Source organism: Kitasatospora sp. NPDC001132, from assembly GCF_053598415.1.
Genome location: NZ_JBSFKF010000019.1, coordinates 104,268 through 122,477 on the forward strand (window position 1 = coordinate 104,268; position 18,210 = coordinate 122,477).

The window sequence follows — 18,210 nt, forward strand, 5'->3', positions numbered from 1 at the left end:
GGCGCGCGAGTGTCCGGGCCCGCCGCTACGATCCTGCCGGTCCGCCGCGCAGTGGGCACGGCGGTGAGGGGGGAACGGCGATGGCGGAAACGGCGACGGCGGGCTCGGGCGCAGGCGCGGGCGAGGGCGCGGGCACGCGCCGGCGCGGGGCCCTTCGGCCCCGGGTGGTGGTCCCGGCCGCACTGGCGGCGCTGGTGCTGGTGGGCGGCTCGGTCTGGGCGGCCTCCGGCGGCGGGAACGGGCCGGCGGCCGCGGCCGGGGCGGGCGCGACGGCGACCGCTGGGCCCTCAGCGGCGGTTGAGCCGTCGATGACGCCGACGCCCGCGCCGACCGGGGCGCAGCCCTCGCCCAGCCCGTCCGCGGTGCCGGAGACCACCCCGGCCGCCGCCCCGGCCCCGGCCTCCGTCGAGCCCGACGCCCACGAGCCCGCCGCCGACCAGCCTGCGGGCAGCGCCCCGGCCGCCGCCCGGAAGCCGACCGCGAAGGCCGCGGCCACCGCCACGTCCAAGCCGCAGGGGTCGTCCGCGGGGGAGCCCAAGGCCCCGGCGGCGCAAGACCCGCACGACATGGCCCCGGCGCCCTGCACCAACTGCGAGGCCAAGGTGCAGGAATCCGACCCGCAGGGCAAGTGCATCCACGACTCGGCCGGCCGGATCATCACCTGCAGCCCCGTCCAGACCGGCATCCCGATCCTGCGCCCGGGACAGTCGGTCGGCACCCCCACCCCCGGCTGGCCCGACCACACCCACTGACCCGGGACCGGCGACGGGCCGGGGCCCGTCCTCGACGGGCTCGTCCTCGACCACCCGCATGCCGCGGGCACGCTGAGCCGATGCCGGGCCGGGACAGCGTCGGCGGCCCCCGCCGGACGGATTCCGCGCACGTGTGCCACCGCGAGCCCAACTGGGGTACCCCGGCCGCGAGCGCGAGCGAGGCGGCAAGCGGGGCACCGACCTCGGCGCCCCCTCCTGCCGCGCCTGCCGTTCCCGCCGCTCCTGCCATGGCTGCCCAGCACCGCCATGAGGAGGCCGTGATCCTTTGGAACGAGTGCCTGGACCTCATGGACGGTGTGGCATCCGCCCGGAACAAGAAGGAACTCATGGCGGTGCGTTCGGCCATGACCGTCTATCGCACACGAGGAATTCCGGGCGCTTCCGAGCTGGCTCAGCGGGTTGCCGAACTCGTATCCGCGTGAATCCGGCTGGACCTTCCGAGGAGCGCACTGAGCGGGTACGGTGCGAACGGGGATCCGGGAGGGGAGAGCGGAATGAAGCGGCCAGGGTACGCGATCGCGGTCGTGCTCGACATCGTGCTGCTGATCGGACTGCTCCAAGGCTGGCTGCCCACCAGTTCCGAGGGTTTCCGGAAGTTCCTGATCCTCCTCACGACCTTGGTCCTCACGCTCGTCCTCTACTCCGCGATCCGGCCGAACCGGCGCGACTGACGCGGCCGCCCGGCTACTTCCGGGCGTTGGTGCGGCGGGTGGGCTCGGCCGCCGTCCGCGAGGTCGAGGAGGAGACCGGCCGGCGCCCCGGCCGGGCCGAGCCGTTGACCGAGTACAACGCCACGGCCGGGATCAGCGACCGCACTTCCACGCCTACCACGTCACCGGCTGCACCCGGATCGGCGAGCCCGAGGACGTGCCCGAGGCGAGCCGCGTGGAGTGCCAATGGCTTCGGGCACCGCGGGCCCCTGCCGACTCGGCAGGGGCCCGCGGTGCGGGGAGCTGCGGCCCGTTCCTCGTAGGTGGCGTCCTTGCCGCCTACCGCCTACCGCCTACCGACGGCCCGGACTCACTTCAGGTGCCGGGCGAAGAAGCGGGCCCCGGCGTCGACCTCGTACTGCGGGACGCCGGTGTGCCCGCCCATGTTGGCGTGCAGGGTCTTCTCCTTGGAGCCGAAGGCGTCGAACAGGTCCAGGGCTGCCTGCCGGGGGTTCCGCTCGTCGTCCCACTGCAGCAGGACCTGCAGCGGGATGGTGACCTGCCGGGCATCCTCGAAGATGGCGGCGGGCACGAGACTACCGGCGAAGAGACCGGCGGCCGCGATGCGCGGCTCCACGACCGCCAGTCGCACGCCGATGGAGATGATTCCCCCCTCGTACCCGACCGGGCCGGCGATCTCGGGCAGCGCAAGGAGGTCGTCGAGCGCTGCCTGCCATTCCGGGACGGCCCTCTCGACCAGCGGGAGGACCAGGGCGTCGATGATCTCGCCGCTGACCGGCTCTCCCGCCTCCATGGCTCGGCGCAGGTCGGCGCGGGCCTGATCGGCGGCGGCCCAACGGGGACGGTCACCGCTCCCGGGGAGTTCGATGGTGGCCGAGGCGAAGCCGTACTCCGCCGCGTAGTGCCGGGCCCGACCCGCCAGCCGGGGGTACATCTTGCTCAGTCCGAGCGGCGGGGGACAGATCAGGATCAGCGGTACCGGTGCGGACGCGGAGGCGGACGCGGGCGTCCACAGGATGCCGGGGATCTCGCCGAGAGTGAACTCGCGCTCGACGACGTCGTCGTCGAAACGCTGCTCAGAAGTGAAGTGCATGGTCGTGCCTTTCGGGAGTGCTCAGAGACGGCGCTCCCGGACGACGACCTATCGCCCGACCGTGACCCCGGAGGGGAGCACCCATGTCGATACTGCGTTCACGGGTACCACCTCCTCGTTCTCTCACACGGCCTCCGGAAAGGTAGCAGTGGTCGCCGTGGTCCGCCAAGCGGGTTGTTGCGGGGGCTCCGTGGCCGGATGCGGAGCGCACTGAGCGGGTCGGTGCGAACGGGGATCCGGGAGGGAGAGCGAATGAAGCGGCCCGGCCGAACCGGCGCGACTGACGCCGCTGCCGGGCAGCGTCAGTCGCGCGGGCTACTTCCGCGCGTTGGTGCGGCGGGTGGGTTCCGCCGTGGTCGGGTCTTCGGGCCAGGGGTGGCGGGGGTAGCGGCCCCTGAGATCCGCTCGGACGGCTCGGTAGCCCTCGCGCCAGAAGCTCTCCAGATCGCCGGTGACGGCGGCGGGGCGGCCGGCGGGGGAGAGCAGGTGGATGGTCAGCGGGACGCGTCCTGCGGCCAGCGCCGGGGCAGCTTTCCAGCCGAAGAGTTCCTGCAACTTGACGGCCAGCACCGGGCGTTCGGTGGTGTAGTCGACGCGTATCTTCGAGCCGGACGGCACGGTGATGCGCTCGGGAGCGAGTTCGTCCAGGCGGCCCGCCTCGCCACTCGCCCACGGCAACAGGCGTTGGAGGGCGGACGTCGTATCAATGCGGGCCAGGTCCGAGCGGCGGCGGGCGCGGGAGAGTTCGGGCTCCAGCCACTCGTCGGCGCGTTCGAGAAGGGTGGAATCAGAGACGTCGGGCCAGGGTTCACCGATGGCGGTGTGCAGGAAGGCCAGGCGCTCGCGCAGGTTGGACGGGAACGTCAGCAGGGTGCTGACGCCCTCGCGCGCGAGGCCTTCGAGGAGGGCGGCGCGGACAAGCGAAGGGTCAGGGCGGTTGAGGGGCTTCTCGGCGAGTTCGATGGCGCCCAGGGACTCCACCTGGCGGGAGACGACGTCGCCCCGCCGGGTGTCCCAGTGGACTTCGGCGCGACCGTCGAGCAATGCCGCACCGGCGAGCAGCGCCGTGCCCTCGTCCAGTGCCGCGGCGTGCAGGATGCGGGCCGAGTGGGACCCCGCCGGGCGGTCGGCGACCGCGACGGCGAGCCAGGGCAGGGCGCCGAGCCGGGTGTCGGGGGCGAGTTCGGCAGCGGTGCCGGAGGCCATCAGGTACGGGCTGCGCTCGCCGGGGGCGGGCCGTTCGAGGCGGGCGCGGGCGATCCGCTCGGGGAAGGCGAGGGCGACGACGAGTCCGGCGGCGGTCGCGTCGGGCAGCTGGGTGGCGGGTTCGTCGGAGGTGGCGCGCAGCAGGCGGCGGACTTCGTCGCGCCAGCGGCCGGCGTAGGGGTCGCGGGAGTCCCGTACCGTCCGCCACACCGCGCCGAGGTCGTCGCCCAGCGCCCGGGGCGGTTCCTCGGACAGCAGCGCGACCACCTCGGCCGCGCGCCGCGCGCCGACCACCGGCGCGCCGTCGACCAGCGCGCGCCCCAGCCGGGGGTGCAGCCCCGTGCGGGCGAGGCGCACCCCTCGCGCCGTGGCCCGCCCGTCCGAAGAGACCGCGCCGAGGGCGAGCAGGGTCTGCCGGGCGGCGGCCATCGCCCCCGTCGGCGGCGCGTCGGGCAGGGCGAGGCCGGTGGCGTCCGGGTCGCCCCAGCAGGCGGCCTGGAGAGCGAACGAGGTGAGGTCGGCGAGCGCGATCTCCGGGGTGGGGAAGCGGGCGGCGAGGGCGTCCTCGGCCTCGTTCCAGCAGCGGTACACGGTGCCGGGGGCCTCACGCCCGGCGCGGCCGGCCCGCTGGCGCGCGGCGGCGAGCGAGGCCCGGACGGTGACCAGCCCGGCGAGGCCGCGGGCGTGGTCGGTGCGCGGCTCGCGGGCGAGCCCGGCGTCGACCACGACCCGTACGCCGGGCACGGTGAGCGAGGACTCGGCGACGGCGGTGGCCAGCACGACCCGGCGGCCCTCGCCGGGCGAGAGGGCGGCGTCCTGGACGGCCTGCGGGGCGCGGCCGTGGAGTTGCAGGATGTCGAGGCCCACGCCGCCCAGCGCCCCGGCGACCCGGGCGATCTCGCCGACGCCGGGCAGGAAGCAGAGCACGTCCCCCTCCTGCTCGGCGAGGGCTCGCCGCACCACCGCCGCGACGTGGTCGAGCAGCGCCGGGTCGACCCGGGTGCCGTGGGCGGGCCGGACGGCGCGCGGCGGCGGCGCCCAGACCGTCTCCACCGGGTGGGACACCCCGTGCGCCTCGATCACGGGCGCGCCGCCGAGGAGTTCGGCCCAGGCCTCGGTGTCGGAGGTGGCCGAGGCACAGACCAGCCGGAGTTCGGGCCGCAGCGCCGCCCGGACGTCGAGCAGGAAGGCGAGCGCGGTGTCGGCGTCCAGGTGCCGTTCGTGGCACTCGTCCAGGACCACCACGTCCACCCCGGGGAGCTCCTGGTCGCGCTGGAGCCGCTGCAGCAGCACACCGGTGGTGACCACCTCGACCACCGTCTCCGGCCCGACCCGGCGCTCACCTCGCACGGTGTACCCGATCTCGCGGCCCACGGACGAGCCGAGCAGCCAGGCCATCCGCCGGGCGGCGGCCCGTACGGCGAGCCGGCGCGGTTCGGCGACCAGCACCCGTCGTACCGGGCCCTCGGAGGAGAGCAGCCCCGCCAGGGCGAGCGGCACCAACGTCGTCTTGCCGGTGCCGGGTGGTGCGGCGAGGACGGCGGTGCCGTGCTCGTCCAGCGCGCCGTGCAGGGCGGGCAGGGCGGTGCGGACGGGCAGTTCGCGCCAGGCGGGACGCAGGGCCGGGTTCATCAGGGCGCTCAGCCCCGTTCGGTGACGAAGATCGCGGTGCCGGGGATCAGCCGCCCGCGCAGCGGGGACCAGCCACCCCACTCCTGCTCCAGGCCGGCCGGCCACTCGGGCTCGACCAGGTCCACCAGGCGGAAGCCGGCGGTGACGAGCTCGCGGACCCGGTCGCCGAGGGTGCGGTGGTGCTCGACGTAGGTGGCGCGGCCCTGCTCGTCCTGTTCGACGTACGGGGTGCGGTCGAAGTAGGAGGACATCGCGGTGAGGCCCTCGACGCCCGGCTCGTCGGGGAACGCCCAGCGGATCGGGTGGGTCACCGAGAACACCCAGCGCCCGCCGGGCCGCAGCACCCGGTGCACCTCGCGCATCAGGGCGGCCGTGTCGGCGCTGAACGGGACGGCGCCGTAGGCGGAGCAGGCGAGGTCGAAGGACGCGTCGGCGAAGGGCAGCACGGCGGCGTCGGCCTGGACGACCGCGACGGGTGCGGTGCCGCGGCCGAGGTCGATCCGGCGGGAGTGCTGGAGCTGGCGGTAGGAGATGTCCAGGGCGACCGGCCGGGCTCCCTGGGCGGCCAGCCAGCGGGAGCACTGGGCGGCGCCGGCGCCGATCTCCAGGACGTCCCGGCCGGCCACCTCGCCGAGCAGGTGGGCGTCGGCCTCGTCCAGGCCCTCGGGGCACCAGGTGAAGCGGTCGTCGCCGAGGAACTCGCCGTGTTCGTCCTGGTACTCGTCGGCGTTGCGGTCCCACCAGTGCCGGCTGGCCCGGCTGCTCTCCCCGGTGCCGGCCTCCCGGCGGGTGGCCTCGTCGCCGTCCTCCTCCTCGACCCGCGCGGGGGAGGTGTCAAGATCGTGCAGGTCTGACTGGGGGGTGGTGGCCACGGTGACAATGCCCATCGCGTAGGGTATGGAAGTGCGGAAGCGCCGCTGCCGCGAACCGGCCCGTGAGGGTCCGGATCCTGGCGGTGGCATCCGGGGACAGGGCCCCTTCGGGCGCCGCCGCGAGGCGCGCATTCGGAGGATATGGCCTGATCCGTACCGGGCTCCACCGTCTTGCCGTCCTTCGGCATTGACCGTGCCTGGCCGTCCCCGTATGCTACAAGTTGCGCTGCGGGCCTGCGCGCCTCGGACGGAGCAGGTCGCGCTCGCATCTGTCGAAGACCCCACGGTCGCAAGACGGACACCGGTTCTCGTTGTACGGGATCTTGGTGTGCCGTGTTCTTGGCTGTCCGGCTTTCGGTGGGAGCGATACAGGCCCTCCGCGTGGCATTACCTACGACTTTCATGTCCGTACCGGAGCCCTTTTCCTAATGACGAGCCCCACCGACTCCTCCCTCAGCACCACCCCGCAGGTCGCGGTCAACGACATCGGCGACGCGGAGGCGTTCCTCGCCGCGATCGACGAGACCATCAAGTACTTCAACGATGGCGACATCGTCGAGGGCGTCATCGTGAAGGTCGACCGTGACGAGGTTCTCCTCGACATCGGTTACAAGACCGAGGGCGTCATCCCGTCCCGCGAGCTCTCGATCAAGCACGACGTTGACCCGCACGAGGTCGTCGCCGTCGGTGACAACATCGAGGCCCTGGTTCTCCAGAAGGAGGACAAGGAGGGTCGTCTCATCCTGTCCAAGAAGCGCGCTCAGTACGAGCGTGCCTGGGGCACGATCGAGAAGATCAAGGAAGAGGACGGCATCGTCACCGGTACCGTCATCGAGGTCGTCAAGGGTGGTCTCATCCTCGACATCGGCCTCCGTGGCTTCCTCCCGGCCTCGCTCGTCGAGATGCGTCGTGTCCGCGACCTCCAGCCCTACGTGGGCAAGGAGCTCGAGGCCAAGATCATCGAGCTGGACAAGAACCGCAACAACGTGGTCCTGTCCCGCCGTGCCTGGCTGGAGCAGACCCAGAGCGAGGTCCGCCAGACCTTCCTCACCACCCTGCAGAAGGGCCAGGTGCGCTCCGGCGTCGTCTCCTCGATCGTCAACTTCGGTGCCTTCGTGGACCTGGGTGGCGTCGACGGTCTGGTTCACGTCTCCGAGCTGTCCTGGAAGCACATCGACCACCCGTCCGAGGTTGTCGAGGTCGGCCAGGAGGTCACCGTCGAGGTTCTCGACGTTGACATGGACCGCGAGCGCGTCTCCCTGTCGCTGAAGGCGACCCAGGAGGACCCGTGGCAGCAGTTCGCCCGTACCCACCAGATCGGCCAGGTCGTTCCGGGTAAGGTCACCAAGCTGGTTCCGTTCGGTGCGTTCGTCCGCGTGGACGAGGGCATCGAGGGTCTGGTCCACATCTCCGAGCTGGCCGAGCGCCACGTCGAGATCCCGGAGCAGGTCGTCCAGGTCGGCGACGAGATCTTCGTCAAGGTCATCGACATCGACCTCGAGCGTCGTCGCATCAGCCTGTCGCTGAAGCAGGCCAACGAGGCCCTGGGTGCCAACCCGGCCGAGGTCGAGTTCGACCCGACCCTGTACGGCATGGCCGCCTCGTACGACGACCAGGGCAACTACATCTACCCGGAGGGCTTCGACCCCGAGGCGAACGACTGGCTGCCCGGCTTCGAGAAGCAGCGCGAGGAGTGGGAGCGCCAGTACGCCGAGGCGCAGGCCCGCTTCGAGCAGCACCAGGCCCAGGTCATCAAGAGCCGCGAGGCCGACGCCCAGGCTGCCGAGGAGGGTGGCGACGCCGTCGCCGCTGCCGCCGGTGGTTCCTACTCGTCCAGCAGCGACGAGGGCTCGGGCGCCCTGGCCTCCGACGAGGCCCTGGCCGCCCTGCGCGAGAAGCTGGCCGGCGGCCAGAGCTGAGGCTCTCGCTTCCCGCTAGCTAGCTAGACGGTGGGCCCCACCCGGAATTTCCGGGTGGGGTCCATTTCGTTTTTCGCGATGATTTATACCGACTTGACTTATGTGAAGCTGATGTGAAGAAAAGTGTGAGATGAGGCTCGTTGCCCATCTATAGGCCTTGGTTCGGGTTCCACCTAGATTGAGAGGAGCTGCCCGAAAGGCTTTTCATGCGCAATACCTCCTCCGTCGCCCCCACCGCCCTGGTCGGCGGCCGGCTCGCGGCCATCGGCCGGTTCTGCTTCCGTCACCGTCGCTGGGTACTCGGCCTGTGGGCCGTCGTCCTGGTGGTCGGCGTCCTGATCGGGGGCCGGGTCTTCGAGGGCTCGGTGGCCGGGGCGTCCTCCGCCAGCGCCGAGGCCGACCGGGGGAGCGCGGTGGTCGCCGCGGCCGACCCGGCCAAGGGCACCGTCACCGCCGTGGTGGACGGCAGGCCGGTGGGCGATCCGACGGTGAAGGCCGCCGTGGAGCGGGCCACCGCCGAGATCGCCGCCCTGCCCGGGGTCTCCTCCTCGCTCGACGCGTACGGCACCGGCCCGGAGGCCGCCGCGCTGAGCTCCGCCGACGGGACGGCGAGCCTGGTCACCGTTCGGATGGCCGACACCGCGAGCACCGCCCAGACCGACGCCGTCACCGCGCGGCTCGCCGCGCTGGACGGAGTGGGCGGCGCCCACGTCACGGTCGGCGGGGACCTGGTGCTCCAGCAGGAGGTCAAGCAGCAGACCGAGAAGGACACCCGGTTCGGTGAGCTGGTGACGCTGCCGCTCACGCTGATCGTCATGGTGCTGGTCTTCGGCGGGCTGGCGGCGGCCTCGCTGCCGGTGATCGGGGCGGTCGCCTCGGTGGGCGGCGCGCTGCTGGCCATGTTCGGTTTCAGCCGGATCATGGACATCGACACCAGCGTGCTGCCGATCGCCACGGTGCTGGGGCTCGGGCTCTCGATCGACTACGCGCTGCTCATGGTGAATCGTTTCCGCGAGGAACGCGGCCACGGTGCGGACATCGCCGCCGCCGTGGAGCGGACCGCGGCGACCGCCGGACGCACCGTCGCCTTCTCCGGGCTGACCGTGGCCGTCGCGCTCTCCGGCCTGTTCGTCTTCACCAGTCCGGTGCTCGGCGCGGTGGCGGCGGCCGGAGTGAGCGTGGTGGTGATCGCCGTCGCCGCGGCGCTCACCCTGATCCCCGCGCTGCTCGGCTTCGCCGGCGCGCGGATCAAGACGCCCACCGCGCCCGTCCCGGACGAGGGGTTCTTCAGTCGAACCGTGCGCCGGGTGCGCAAGCGGGCGGTCGCCGTCACGCTCGCCTCCGTCGCGCTGCTGATGGCGGCCGGGGTGCCGTTCCTCCACGCCGACATGCGCAACTCCGGCGCCGCGGTGCTGCCCGCCTCCTCGGCCGGGCGACAGGTCGCCGAGACGATCGACCAGCGCTTCCCGCAGGTCTCGGCCGCGCCGATCACGGTGGTGGTCGAGGGCGGGGCGCCGGTGGCCCAGGCGTACGCGGACGACGTGATCGCCAAGCTGCCCGGGGTGAGCGGGGTCCGGGCGGTGTCGCCGGTGGGCGACACGGTCTCCACGATCGACGTGCTGGTGCACGGGGAGCCGCAGGGCGCCCAGGCCAAGCAGGTGGTGGAGGAGCTGCGGGCCGACCGCGGCGGGTTGACCACCTACGTCACCGGCGGCGCGGCCTCGGTGGTGGACTTCCAGGACGAGCTGCTCTCACGCGGGCCGTGGGCGCTGGGCCTGGTGGCGGTCGGCACCCTGGTGCTGCTGTTCCTGATGACCGGCTCGGTGGTGATGCCGGTCAAGGCGCTGCTGATGAACCTGCTCTCGCTGGGCGCCTCGCTCGGCGCGCTCACCCTGGTGTTCCAGGACGGCTGGTTCAGCGGGCTGCTCGGGTTCAGTCCGACCGGCGGGCTGGAGACCTTCATCCCGGTGCTGGTCTTCGCCTTCGCCTTCGGGCTGTCGATGGACTACGAGGTGTTCCTGCTCTCCCGGATCAGGGAGCTGACCCTGCGCGGGCACGACTGCGTCCGGGCGGTGGAGCTGGGCGTGCAGCGCAGCGGTCGGATCATCACCTCGGCGGCACTGCTGATGGTGATCGTCTTCGCCGGGTTCGCGCTCGGGGACATGCTGATGGTCAAGCAGATGGGCCTCGCGCTGGCCGTCGCCGTCGCGGTGGACGCCACCCTGGTGCGCTGTCTGCTGGTGCCCGCCGCGATGAGCCTGTTCGGCGAGTTCAACTGGTGGGCGCCCGCTCCGCTGCGGCGGCTGCACCGGCGGTTCGGGCTGAGCGAGCACGTCGACCTGCCGGAGATCCGGCCGGCGGCGGCGGTCCCGGCGCCGCGGCCGGTGGCGGAGCCGGCGGAAGAGAGCCCGGTGGGAGAGGGCCCGGCGGGAGAGGCGCCGGCTGGCAAGGACCTGGTGGGCTCAGCCCAGTCGGCGTAGCAGGTCGACCGCCGCGCGCAGCCGGTGCTGCTCCTCGGGGGTGAGCCGGGCCTCGATGGCGGTGGCGATCCGGTGCTCGCGGCGGGCGCGCTGGTCGAACAGGGCGCTGCGGCCGGCCTCGGTGGCGGTGACCAGCAGCTTGCGGCCGTCGGTGGGGTGGGGCTGCTGGGTGACCAGTCCGGCCTCGGTCATCAGCGCGACGGTGCGGGTCATCGACTGGTGGCGGACCCGCTGGAGCGCGGCGAGTTCGGCGACCGTGCAGGTGCGCCCGTCGCGGACCAGCAGGCCGAGGACGCCGGCCTGGTTCTGCGGCAGCTCGTCGCCGTCGCGCAGGGAGCGGACCAGGCCCCCGAGGGCGGCGCGCAGGTCGGCGGCGAGTTCCAGGGTGTCCGGGTGCGGGTGCGGATGTGGGTGCGGGGCTTCGCTGCTCATGGGATGAGTCTATCGGGAAGATCTACAGCCTGGCTGTACAGTCTTGCTGTATGGTTCCCGGCATGCGAATCACCAAGTTCGGACATGCCTGCGTACGCGTCGAGCACGGCGACACCACCGTCGTCGTCGATCCCGGGGCGTTCACCGACTCCGCCGCCGCACTGGCCGGCGCGGACGCCGTCCTGATCACCCACGAGCACATGGACCACTTCGAGGAGTCCGGGCTGCGCGCCGCGCTGGAGGCCGACCCGGCGCTGCGGGTGTGGACCAACCGGGCCGTCGCCGCCCAGCTGGACGGCGTGGCGCGGCGGGTCACCGTGGTCGGCGAGGGCGACGCCTTCCAGATCGGCGGGCTCGGCGTCTCGGTGCACGGCGAGTGGCACGCGGTGATCCACCCGGACATCCCTCGGGTGCACAACATCGGGTTCCTCTTCGACGGCCGGCTGTTCCACCCCGGCGACGCGTTCACCGTGCCGCCGCACGCCGTGGAGACGCTGCTGCTGCCGCTCGCGGCGCCGTGGAGCAAGGCCTCCGAGGTGATCGACTACGTCCGGGAGGCCGGTCCGCGCCGGGCGGTGCCGGTGCACGAGGCGGTGCTCAGTCCGATCGGGTTCGCCGTGCAGACCCGGCTGGTCGGGCCGCAGGGGCCGGGGACGGGGGCGGAGCTGACGGTGCTGGGGGAGGGCGAGAGCCTGGAGCTGGACTGAGGGGGCTCCGGGGGTGGCCCGTGCTGACGGGTCCGGAGCCGCGCCGGTAGCCTGACGCCATGCTGAAGATCGGACTGACGGGTGGTATCGGCGCGGGCAAGAGCGAGGTGTCCCGGCTGTTCGCCGCGCGCGGCGCGGTGATCGTGGACTCCGATGTGATCGCCCGCGAGGTGGTCGCCCCCGGGACGGACGGTCTGGCGGCCGTGGTCGCCGAGTTCGGACCGCAGGTGCTGCGCGAGGACGGCGCACTGGACCGTCCGGCGCTTGGGGCGGTCGTGTTCGCCGACCCGGAGCGGCTGAAGGCGCTCAACGCGATCGTCCACCCGCTGGTGCGGGACCGCGCCGCCGAGCTGGAGGCGGCGGCCGCGCCGGACGCGGTCGTGGTGCACGACGTGCCGCTGCTGGCCGAGAACGGCCTGGCGCCGCTGTACGACCTGGTCGCGGTGGTGGACGCGGCCGACGAGGTGCGGGTGGACCGGCTGGTGCGGCTGCGCGGGATGGCCGAGGAGGAGGCCCGGGCCCGGATGGCCGCACAGGCCTCCCGGGAGGACCGGCTGGCGATCGCCGACCTGGTGATCGACAACAGCGCCGGCCTGGCGGAGCTGGAGGCGCGGGTGGACGAGGTCTGGGCGGAGCTGGCGCGGCGCGCCGCGGCCTGAGCCCGGGCTTCGGCCGAGGGCCGCGGATACACGCTGCGGATGCGGGCTGTCTGACGGCCCGGCGGCCGACTCGCCGGTGGCCGACCGGTCGGTGGGCTGCTGCCCGAGGGGCCATGCTTCCACGTCGGCGCGGTGCCGGGACGATCGTCGGATCGAGTGGCCGGGAAGGGACTGGTGAAAGGCCCGGGCGGGAGGGGAGCATGGCGGGATGGATGATCGTTTCTCGCCCGAGCCGGCCCCCGCCGGGGCGCCGGTGGTCGAACGGCTCGCGCAGTACGGCCGCGTCGAGCAGGAGGAGGTCCTCGGCCCGGGGAAGGACCCGTACGGCGTCGCGTACACCGGGCTGACCTTCCGGCCCAAGGAGATCCACTTCGGTATCCGGGCCGCGGACGGCCGGCTCGTCGCCCACGCCGGGCTGGTGCCGCTGCCGCTCACCGCGGGCGGCACCGACCTGACGGTGATGGGCGTGGGCGGGGTCTGCGTCGCCCCCGACCGGCGGCGCGGCGGCCTCGCGCAGGCCGTGGTCGGGGCCGCCCTCGACCACGCGCGCACGCTCGGCCACCGGTACGCGCTGCTGTTCTGCCGCCCGCCGCTGGCCGCGTTCTACCGGGGGCTCGGGTTCCGGGAGGTGGTGCGGGGGGTGACGGTGGAACAGCCCGAGGGGCGGCTGGCGGAGATGCCCCTGCGCACCATGTGGGCGCCGCTGGTCGCCGGGGCCGGGTGGCCGGAGGGCCCGGTACGGCTGCGCTCGCTGCCGATGTGAGGTGCGCCCGGGCCGCCCCGGGCCCGGCTCGGGCCGTCGCGGCGAGGAGGCCGCCCGTTCCGGGCCGGGGTCAGGCCGTCGTGGCCGGGATGCCCGCGTCCGCGTGCGCCACGGCGGCGCCGGCCAGGGCGCGGATCATGGGGTGCGCCCGGGTGCCGTCGCCGGACAGCTCCGGCTGGAACAGCGAGGCCAGGAAGAACGGATGGCCGGGCAGCTCCAGGATGCGCGCCTCGCCCGACCCGTCAACGCCGCTGAACCGCAGGCCGTGCGCGGACAGCCGGTCCAGGTAGGCGCCGTCGAGGCCGTACGCGCAGTGGTAGCGCTCCAGGATGCGGGTGGCGCCGAGGACCCGCTCGGCGAGGCTCCCGGGGGTGACCGTGACGGACCCCTCGTGGCCGACCAGCGAGCAGGCCAGCGGCGCGATCACCTGCTGCTCGGCGTCCGGGTGCGCCTCGCCGTGGACGGCGTCCGTCAGGCCGCAGACGTTCAGGGCGTACTCCAGCACCGCGTGCTGGAACCCGGCGCAGGTGCCGAGGAAGGGGATGCCGCGCTCGCGGGCGGTCCGGACGGCGGCCAGCGCGCCCGCCTCGCTGCGGTACGGACTGCCGGGCAGCAGCCAGACCGCGTCGAAGCCGGCCAGGGCGTCGGGCGCGGCGGCGTCCCCGGTAGGGATCCAGTAGGCGTCCAGGACGAGGTGGTCGTGCTCGGCGAGGGCGTCCAGCAGGCCCGGGATCCGCGCGTGCGAGCGGACGGCGGGGGAGCGGTCGCCGACCAGGGCGACCCGCGGGGTCAGGTAGGTCATGGGGCTATCCTGACCCCGCACCCGAGATCAGTGCCAACGATGATTCCTTAAGCTTCGATCAGATCGGTTGATGGCCGCCGTGGACCCGCAGCAGCTGCGCACCTTCGTCACCGTCGCCCGCCTGGCCTCCTTCTCGGAGGCCGCGCGGGAGCTCGGCTACACCCAGTCCGCGGTCTCCCAGCAGATCGCCTCGCTGGAGGCGGACCTCGGGGCGGCGCTGCTGGTCCGCCGTCCGGTCGGGCCGACCGGCGCCGGGCGGCGGCTGCTGGAGCACGCCGCGCCGCTGCTGGTCCGGCTGGAAGCGGCGCGTGCCGACGTCGCGCGCCTGGCGGGCGCCCCGAGCGCCCGGCTGGTGCTCGGGGCCACCCCGCTGGCGGTCGGGGCGACCCTGGGGCGCGCGATCGGCGAGGTGCGCCGGAGCTACCCCGAGGTGGAGCCGGTGGTCCGGGTGCTCGCGCAGGACGCGCTGCCCGCCCAGGTCGCCACCGGAGAGGTCGACCTCGCCCTGATCGACGGACTGGCCGCGCCCAGCGACCCGCTGGCGCTGCCCGATGTCGGCCCGCTGCGCACCGTCGCGGTGGCCGAGCGGCCGGTCGCCGTCGCCCTGCCCGTCGGCCACCCGCTGGCCGGCCACCGCGGCCTCGCGCTCGCCGACCTCTCCGTCGCCCGCTGGCTGGACGCGCCCGACCTCACCCCGACGGTGGCCCGGCTGCGCGCGGCCGCGGGCGTCGACGGCTTCCGGCCCGCCATCCGCTACCAGGGCACCGACCTGCACGGACTGCTCGCGCTGGTGGCGGCCGGGCACGGGCTCACCCTGCTGCCCGAGCCGGTGCTCGCGGGGGCGCCCGGCGTCGGGTCCGCGCCGATCGCGGAGCCCCGGCTGGCGCACCGCACCGAACTCGTCCACGGCAGCCTGCCGGAGGGCCCGGCGGCGCTGCTGGCGCGGCTGCTGGAGGGATCCCGGGGCGATCGGGACCGGTCGGCGGCGGCGCCGAATTCGGTTGCACGGGGTGTCGGCCCCGATGAAATGATCACGCGATGAGTACCGGAATCATCATCAGACGGGTGCGGGCCGAGGAGTGGCAGTCGCTCAGGGACCTCCGCCTGGAAGCGCTGCAGGACCCGGTCGCGGCCGTGGCCTTCCTGGAGACGTACGAGCTGGCCGTCACCAGGCCCGACGAGTTCTGGCAGGACCGCACGACCCGGGCCGCGACCGGCCCGGACGTGGCGCAGTTCGTCGCGCAGACCCAGGACGGGCGCCTGCTCGGCTCCATGACCGGGGTGGTCGAGCGGTCCGGCGGAGACGGGGCCCTGGAAGGCGACGTCATCGAGGTCGACCAGGTGCACGTGGTCGGGGTCTACGTCCGGCCTCAGGCGCGCGGCACCGGGCTGGCGCGGGACCTGATCCGGGCCGTCCAGGACTGGGCGTGGTCGCTCACCGAGCCCAGGATCGAGCGGGTGCGGCTGTTCGTCCACGAGGACAACCCGCGGGCCGAGGCGATGTACCGCAAGGCCGGCTTCGAGCCCTCCGGCGTGTCGCTGCCCGTGCCCGGCGCCGGGGCCGGCCGGGAAGTCGAGCTGGCGGTGCTCCGGGGCTGACCGGGGGCGGTCGGTCGTGGAGACCCGGGCGCCGGGCGTTCACGCCCCGGGCCTGACGGTGGTCGGCCGCGAGGTGCTGTCACGAGCGCAGTCGCCCGGCTCCCCGGAGCGGGCGTGAAGGGGCCGCCAGGCCCGTCCGGTCCCCAGGGGGGCGGACGGACCGGGCGGCCTTCCGTGCCGTGCGGTTCCTCCGTGCCGTGTTGCGGGCGGGTGCCCGCCGGGGGTCAGTGCCCGTCGCAGCCCGGGAGGGCCTCGCACATCGGCGCGGCCATGCCGGTGCCGACGTACTTGTCCTCGGGCGCCTTCCAGGCGTCCTTCGGCTGGGCGCCGGCCTTGGTGGTGGCCCAGACGGTCAGCTCGCTGACCACGCCGCCGTCGCTGACCACGTACTCGTGCAGGGTGACGGTGCCGCCGTCGGCCTGCGGGACGGTCAGGACGGCCGCGAAGTAGGGCGCCTCCGGGGCGCTGTCGACCTTCACGGTGGCGCCGGGCACGGTCTTGGCGCAGGACTTGACGGCCTCCGTCAGGCGGGCCTGGGCCAGGTTGGTGGACTGCTTGGCGCCGCTGCTGTGGGTCGGGTCACCGTGGAACAGCAGGGTCTGCTGGGCCGCCCAGCGGTCCCCGCCGAAGCCGACCTCGGACTTCGCGGCGGCGGCGCCGGTGAACAGCGCCTCGTCGTCCTTGGCGACCGCGGCGTGGCACAGCTCCATGCCCTTGAACTGGGTGACGCCGGAGACCTGCTTGGCGTTGGCCGCCAGCGGCGTGTAGTGGTAACTCTCGTCCATCGGGATGCTCTTGGTGTCCATCCAGGCCTTGTCCGGGATGCCCTTGTCGCTTCCGGTGGGCTTGGTGGGGTTGGTGGCGGGGGTGGTGGCCCCGGCCGGGGCGGCGATCGTGCCGCCGTCCTGGCCGTTGTCCGGCCCGCAGGCGCTGAGCGCGCCCAGGCAGACGAGGGCTGCGGCGGTGGCGGTGACGACTCTGGTGGTGCGCAACTGACGGTTCCTCGGATGTCCGGTGGCATTGGTCGGGGTCGGGTGCTCGCCGGCCGTGGGCCGCTGGTGCGCGGCGCCGTCCGTCCGTCCTCGCCGCCCGGTCGACCCGTGGTCACGGGCGTGCGGCATGGCGGCTCCTCCCCCTGTGCTTGGGGCCGCCTGGCTCCTCGCCCTGCCCGCCGCCCCGGGATTGAGGAGTGGTCAGGGCCGATGCGCATCGACGGTGATCGAAAACCTATGCCAACGGACCGTCGGCCGCAAAGCCGGGTTCCGGGCCGGACGCCCGGATTCCCTTTTGTGGTCGATGGTGCTGATTGGGCCTGTGTGTTCGATGTGATCGGATGCGGTGGGGGCCGGGGACGGGGCGCGGGGTGGTCCTCGGGGCGCGGGATCGCCCCCGCGCGGGACCGGCGGCCGGGGACGCGTCCGGCCTGGTCGGGCGACCAGGCCGCCGATGCCGGAACGCCGTCGAGGGTGACCACGGTCTGTCGGCCGACGGCCTCGCCGAACACGGCGGCGATCGCCCCGGCCGCCGCCGCGACCGACCGGGCGGGCGCGTCCGGGAACTGCGGCAGGTGGTACGCAGGGAAGCCGTCCGCGGGCGCCGGGGGCGCCGAGCTGCTGGGCGAGCCGGGGAAGGGCCCGGGGGAAGCAGCCGGACACGCCCTGGAGCCGGGGGTGGTGGGCGAGCGCGGTCTACGGATGAGCGGCCGTTTGGAGGCCGGCGGTTCGCTGGAAGAGCGCCGTGAGGAGGAAGGGGACGCCGAACAGCGCCGAGTCGGGGCCCTGGGCGGCCATCGGGCGGATCTCCAGCGGGGTGAACCCGCGGAACAGCGAGCGGAGTTCGTCCGGCGAGTAGGCCAGGCCGCCCTCCAGCGCGCCGAGCCGGTAGAGCTCCTCGTCGGGCCGCTCGGACCCCATCGCGCCGGCCGCGAAGGCGGTGACGGCGAAGTGCCCGCCCGGCGCCAGGACCCGGTCCAGCAGGGCCAGGTAGCTGACCCGGCGGTGCGGCGGGAGGTGGTGCAGGCAGCCGGAGTCGTAGACCAGGTCGTAGCGGGCGTGCGGGAGTTCGGCCTCGAAGATGCTCGCCCGGTGGAACCTCAGGCCGGTGCCGGTGCCGGTGCCGGTGCCGGTGCCGGTGCCCGTGTCGAGGCCGAGGCCCGCCTCGCGGGCGCGCTCCTCGGCCCAGGCGATGGCGGTGGCGGAGAGGTCGACGGCGTCCACCTCGAAGCCGACGGTGGCCAGGTGGATCGCGTTGCGGCCGTTGCCGCAGCCGAGGTCGAGCGCCCGGCCGGGGGCGAGCAGGCCGCGGTCGAGGTAGTGGGCCAGGTTCTCGTCCGGCTTGGGAGCGAAGAACGGGCGCCCGGCGGACCGGTCCGCGTAGAACCGGTCCCAGAACGGTTCGGCCGGCGGGAAGAGGCCGTCGAGGAGGGTGAGGACGTCTTCGGTGGTGCGGATCGTACGGTTCATGCGGCCGAGCCTAGGCGGCTCGCCGGACGGGTGCGCGGAGCGCGATGACCGCTGTACGGAGGCCTGTTGGGTCTGTCGACGGCCAGGTCGGGACGAGGCTCCAGGCCCGGGGCCGGCGCGCGGCGGCGCCCCCGTCAGGA

The 18,210-nt window shown here is 73.9% G+C and carries 18 protein-coding genes; 10 read left to right on the plus strand and 8 right to left on the minus strand.

Annotated elements, in window-relative coordinates; translation table 11 throughout:
• Positions 1–80 precede the first annotated feature (80 nt).
• The 3 genes from ACWDBE_RS24185 to ACWDBE_RS24195 all read left to right on the plus strand — a co-directional run bounded on the left by ACWDBE_RS24185 (position 81) and on the right by ACWDBE_RS24195 (position 1,444).
• Positions 81–752, plus strand: a complete 672-nt coding sequence (locus tag ACWDBE_RS24185; protein ID WP_449809016.1) for a hypothetical protein — start codon at positions 81–83, stop codon at positions 750–752.
• A 248-nt stretch (positions 753–1,000) separates the two neighbouring features.
• Positions 1,001–1,195 carry a hypothetical protein gene (locus ACWDBE_RS24190; RefSeq protein WP_449789780.1) on the plus strand — a complete coding sequence of 65 codons (195 nt, stop codon included), beginning with the start codon at positions 1,001–1,003 and terminating at the stop codon, positions 1,193–1,195.
• A gap of 72 nt (positions 1,196–1,267) precedes the next feature.
• Entirely contained in the window at positions 1,268–1,444 is a 177-nt protein-coding gene (locus ACWDBE_RS24195; RefSeq protein ID WP_449789779.1) for a hypothetical protein, read from the plus strand.
• Between the two features lie 13 nt (positions 1,445–1,457).
• Here the strand turns inward: ACWDBE_RS24195 and ACWDBE_RS24200 are convergent, their stop codons facing one another.
• From ACWDBE_RS24200 to ACWDBE_RS24215, 4 genes are all read right to left on the minus strand, one after another.
• On the minus strand, positions 1,458–1,595 hold the full coding sequence (locus ACWDBE_RS24200; RefSeq protein WP_449809017.1) for a hypothetical protein: 138 nt from the start codon (positions 1,593–1,595) through the stop codon (positions 1,458–1,460).
• A 198-nt stretch (positions 1,596–1,793) separates the two neighbouring features.
• Positions 1,794–2,537 (minus strand): alpha/beta hydrolase, encoded by a 744-nt coding sequence (locus ACWDBE_RS24205; RefSeq protein ID WP_449809018.1) that lies wholly within the window; start codon positions 2,535–2,537, stop codon positions 1,794–1,796.
• 315 nt (positions 2,538–2,852) lie between these two features.
• Positions 2,853–5,375 (minus strand): ATP-dependent helicase HrpB, encoded by a 2,523-nt coding sequence (gene hrpB / locus ACWDBE_RS24210; RefSeq protein WP_449809019.1) that lies wholly within the window; start codon positions 5,373–5,375, stop codon positions 2,853–2,855.
• A gap of 8 nt (positions 5,376–5,383) precedes the next feature.
• Positions 5,384–6,262 (minus strand): class I SAM-dependent methyltransferase, encoded by an 879-nt coding sequence (locus ACWDBE_RS24215; RefSeq protein WP_449789776.1) that lies wholly within the window; start codon positions 6,260–6,262, stop codon positions 5,384–5,386.
• A gap of 413 nt (positions 6,263–6,675) precedes the next feature.
• On the opposite strand from ACWDBE_RS24215, the gene rpsA reads away from it, so the two are divergent.
• Positions 6,676–8,166: a 30S ribosomal protein S1 gene (gene rpsA / locus ACWDBE_RS24220; RefSeq protein WP_030061640.1), complete on the plus strand. Its 1,491-nt coding sequence runs from the start codon at positions 6,676–6,678 to the stop codon at positions 8,164–8,166.
• Between the two features lie 206 nt (positions 8,167–8,372).
• Complete coding sequence (locus ACWDBE_RS24225; protein WP_449809020.1) at positions 8,373–10,646, plus strand: MMPL family transporter; 2,274 nt, start codon at positions 8,373–8,375, stop codon at positions 10,644–10,646.
• Here the strand turns inward: ACWDBE_RS24225 and ACWDBE_RS24230 are convergent.
• On the minus strand, positions 10,629–11,078 hold the full coding sequence (locus tag ACWDBE_RS24230) for a MarR family winged helix-turn-helix transcriptional regulator (RefSeq protein WP_449809021.1): 450 nt from the start codon (positions 11,076–11,078) through the stop codon (positions 10,629–10,631). The genes ACWDBE_RS24225 and ACWDBE_RS24230 overlap by 18 nt on opposite strands.
• 62 nt (positions 11,079–11,140) lie before the next feature.
• On the opposite strand from ACWDBE_RS24230, the gene ACWDBE_RS24235 reads away from it, so the two are divergent.
• The 3 genes from ACWDBE_RS24235 to ACWDBE_RS24245 all read left to right on the plus strand — a co-directional run bounded on the left by ACWDBE_RS24235 (position 11,141) and on the right by ACWDBE_RS24245 (position 13,207).
• Positions 11,141–11,785, plus strand: coding sequence for an MBL fold metallo-hydrolase (locus tag ACWDBE_RS24235; protein WP_449809022.1), 645 nt, complete (start codon positions 11,141–11,143; stop codon positions 11,783–11,785).
• Between the two features lie 59 nt (positions 11,786–11,844).
• Complete coding sequence (coaE, locus tag ACWDBE_RS24240; RefSeq protein ID WP_449789772.1) at positions 11,845–12,444, plus strand: dephospho-CoA kinase; 600 nt, start codon at positions 11,845–11,847, stop codon at positions 12,442–12,444.
• 208 nt (positions 12,445–12,652) lie between these two features.
• Complete coding sequence (locus ACWDBE_RS24245) at positions 12,653–13,207, plus strand: GNAT family N-acetyltransferase (protein ID WP_449789771.1); 555 nt, start codon at positions 12,653–12,655, stop codon at positions 13,205–13,207.
• Positions 13,208–13,277: 70 nt separating this feature from the next.
• Here ACWDBE_RS24245 and ACWDBE_RS24250 read toward each other — a convergent pair whose 3' ends face one another.
• Positions 13,278–14,009, minus strand: a complete 732-nt coding sequence (locus ACWDBE_RS24250) for a CTP synthase C-terminal region-related (seleno)protein (RefSeq protein WP_449789770.1) — start codon at positions 14,007–14,009, stop codon at positions 13,278–13,280.
• 70 nt (positions 14,010–14,079) lie between these two features.
• On the opposite strand from ACWDBE_RS24250, the gene ACWDBE_RS24255 reads away from it, so the two are divergent.
• A complete protein-coding gene (locus ACWDBE_RS24255; RefSeq protein ID WP_449809023.1) occupies positions 14,080–15,051 on the plus strand; it encodes a LysR family transcriptional regulator in 972 nt (323 codons plus the stop codon).
• Positions 15,048–15,608, plus strand: a complete 561-nt coding sequence (locus tag ACWDBE_RS24260; RefSeq protein WP_449789768.1) for an N-acetyltransferase family protein — start codon at positions 15,048–15,050, stop codon at positions 15,606–15,608. Before ACWDBE_RS24255 ends, ACWDBE_RS24260 begins: the two co-directional genes overlap by 4 nt.
• A 224-nt stretch (positions 15,609–15,832) precedes the next feature.
• On the opposite strand, the gene ACWDBE_RS24265 is transcribed toward ACWDBE_RS24260, so the two are convergent.
• Complete coding sequence (locus ACWDBE_RS24265; protein ID WP_449789767.1) at positions 15,833–16,600, minus strand: hypothetical protein; 768 nt, start codon at positions 16,598–16,600, stop codon at positions 15,833–15,835.
• A gap of 696 nt (positions 16,601–17,296) precedes the next feature.
• Complete coding sequence (locus ACWDBE_RS24270) at positions 17,297–18,070, minus strand: class I SAM-dependent methyltransferase (RefSeq protein WP_449809024.1); 774 nt, start codon at positions 18,068–18,070, stop codon at positions 17,297–17,299.
• Positions 18,071–18,210: the final 140 nt, after the last annotated feature.

What these genes read in the sequence shown, in the direction of transcription:
- ACWDBE_RS24260 (WP_449789768.1), top strand. Translation starts at nt 15,048, where the DNA reads ATGAGTACCGGAATCATCATCAGACGGGTGCGGGCCGAGGAGTGGCAG.
- ACWDBE_RS24245 (WP_449789771.1), top strand. Translation starts at nt 12,653, where the DNA reads ATGGATGATCGTTTCTCGCCCGAGCCGGCCCCCGCCGGGGCGCCGGTG.
- ACWDBE_RS24190 (WP_449789780.1), top strand. Translation starts at nt 1,001, where the DNA reads ATGGCTGCCCAGCACCGCCATGAGGAGGCCGTGATCCTTTGGAACGAG.
- ACWDBE_RS24195 (WP_449789779.1), top strand. Translation starts at nt 1,268, where the DNA reads ATGAAGCGGCCAGGGTACGCGATCGCGGTCGTGCTCGACATCGTGCTG.
- coaE (WP_449789772.1), top strand. Translation starts at nt 11,845, where the DNA reads ATGCTGAAGATCGGACTGACGGGTGGTATCGGCGCGGGCAAGAGCGAG.
- hrpB (WP_449809019.1), bottom strand. Translation starts at nt 5,375, where the DNA reads ATGAACCCGGCCCTGCGTCCCGCCTGGCGCGAACTGCCCGTCCGCACC.
- ACWDBE_RS24215 (WP_449789776.1), bottom strand. Translation starts at nt 6,262, where the DNA reads ATGGGCATTGTCACCGTGGCCACCACCCCCCAGTCAGACCTGCACGAT.
- ACWDBE_RS24255 (WP_449809023.1), top strand. Translation starts at nt 14,080, where the DNA reads ATGGCCGCCGTGGACCCGCAGCAGCTGCGCACCTTCGTCACCGTCGCC.
- rpsA (WP_030061640.1), top strand. Translation starts at nt 6,676, where the DNA reads ATGACGAGCCCCACCGACTCCTCCCTCAGCACCACCCCGCAGGTCGCG.
- ACWDBE_RS24250 (WP_449789770.1), bottom strand. Translation starts at nt 14,009, where the DNA reads ATGACCTACCTGACCCCGCGGGTCGCCCTGGTCGGCGACCGCTCCCCC.
- ACWDBE_RS24235 (WP_449809022.1), top strand. Translation starts at nt 11,141, where the DNA reads ATGCGAATCACCAAGTTCGGACATGCCTGCGTACGCGTCGAGCACGGC.
- ACWDBE_RS24205 (WP_449809018.1), bottom strand. Translation starts at nt 2,537, where the DNA reads ATGCACTTCACTTCTGAGCAGCGTTTCGACGACGACGTCGTCGAGCGC.
- ACWDBE_RS24185 (WP_449809016.1), top strand. Translation starts at nt 81, where the DNA reads ATGGCGGAAACGGCGACGGCGGGCTCGGGCGCAGGCGCGGGCGAGGGC.
- ACWDBE_RS24225 (WP_449809020.1), top strand. Translation starts at nt 8,373, where the DNA reads ATGCGCAATACCTCCTCCGTCGCCCCCACCGCCCTGGTCGGCGGCCGG.
- ACWDBE_RS24270 (WP_449809024.1), bottom strand. Translation starts at nt 18,070, where the DNA reads ATGAACCGTACGATCCGCACCACCGAAGACGTCCTCACCCTCCTCGAC.
- ACWDBE_RS24230 (WP_449809021.1), bottom strand. Translation starts at nt 11,078, where the DNA reads ATGAGCAGCGAAGCCCCGCACCCACATCCGCACCCGCACCCGGACACC.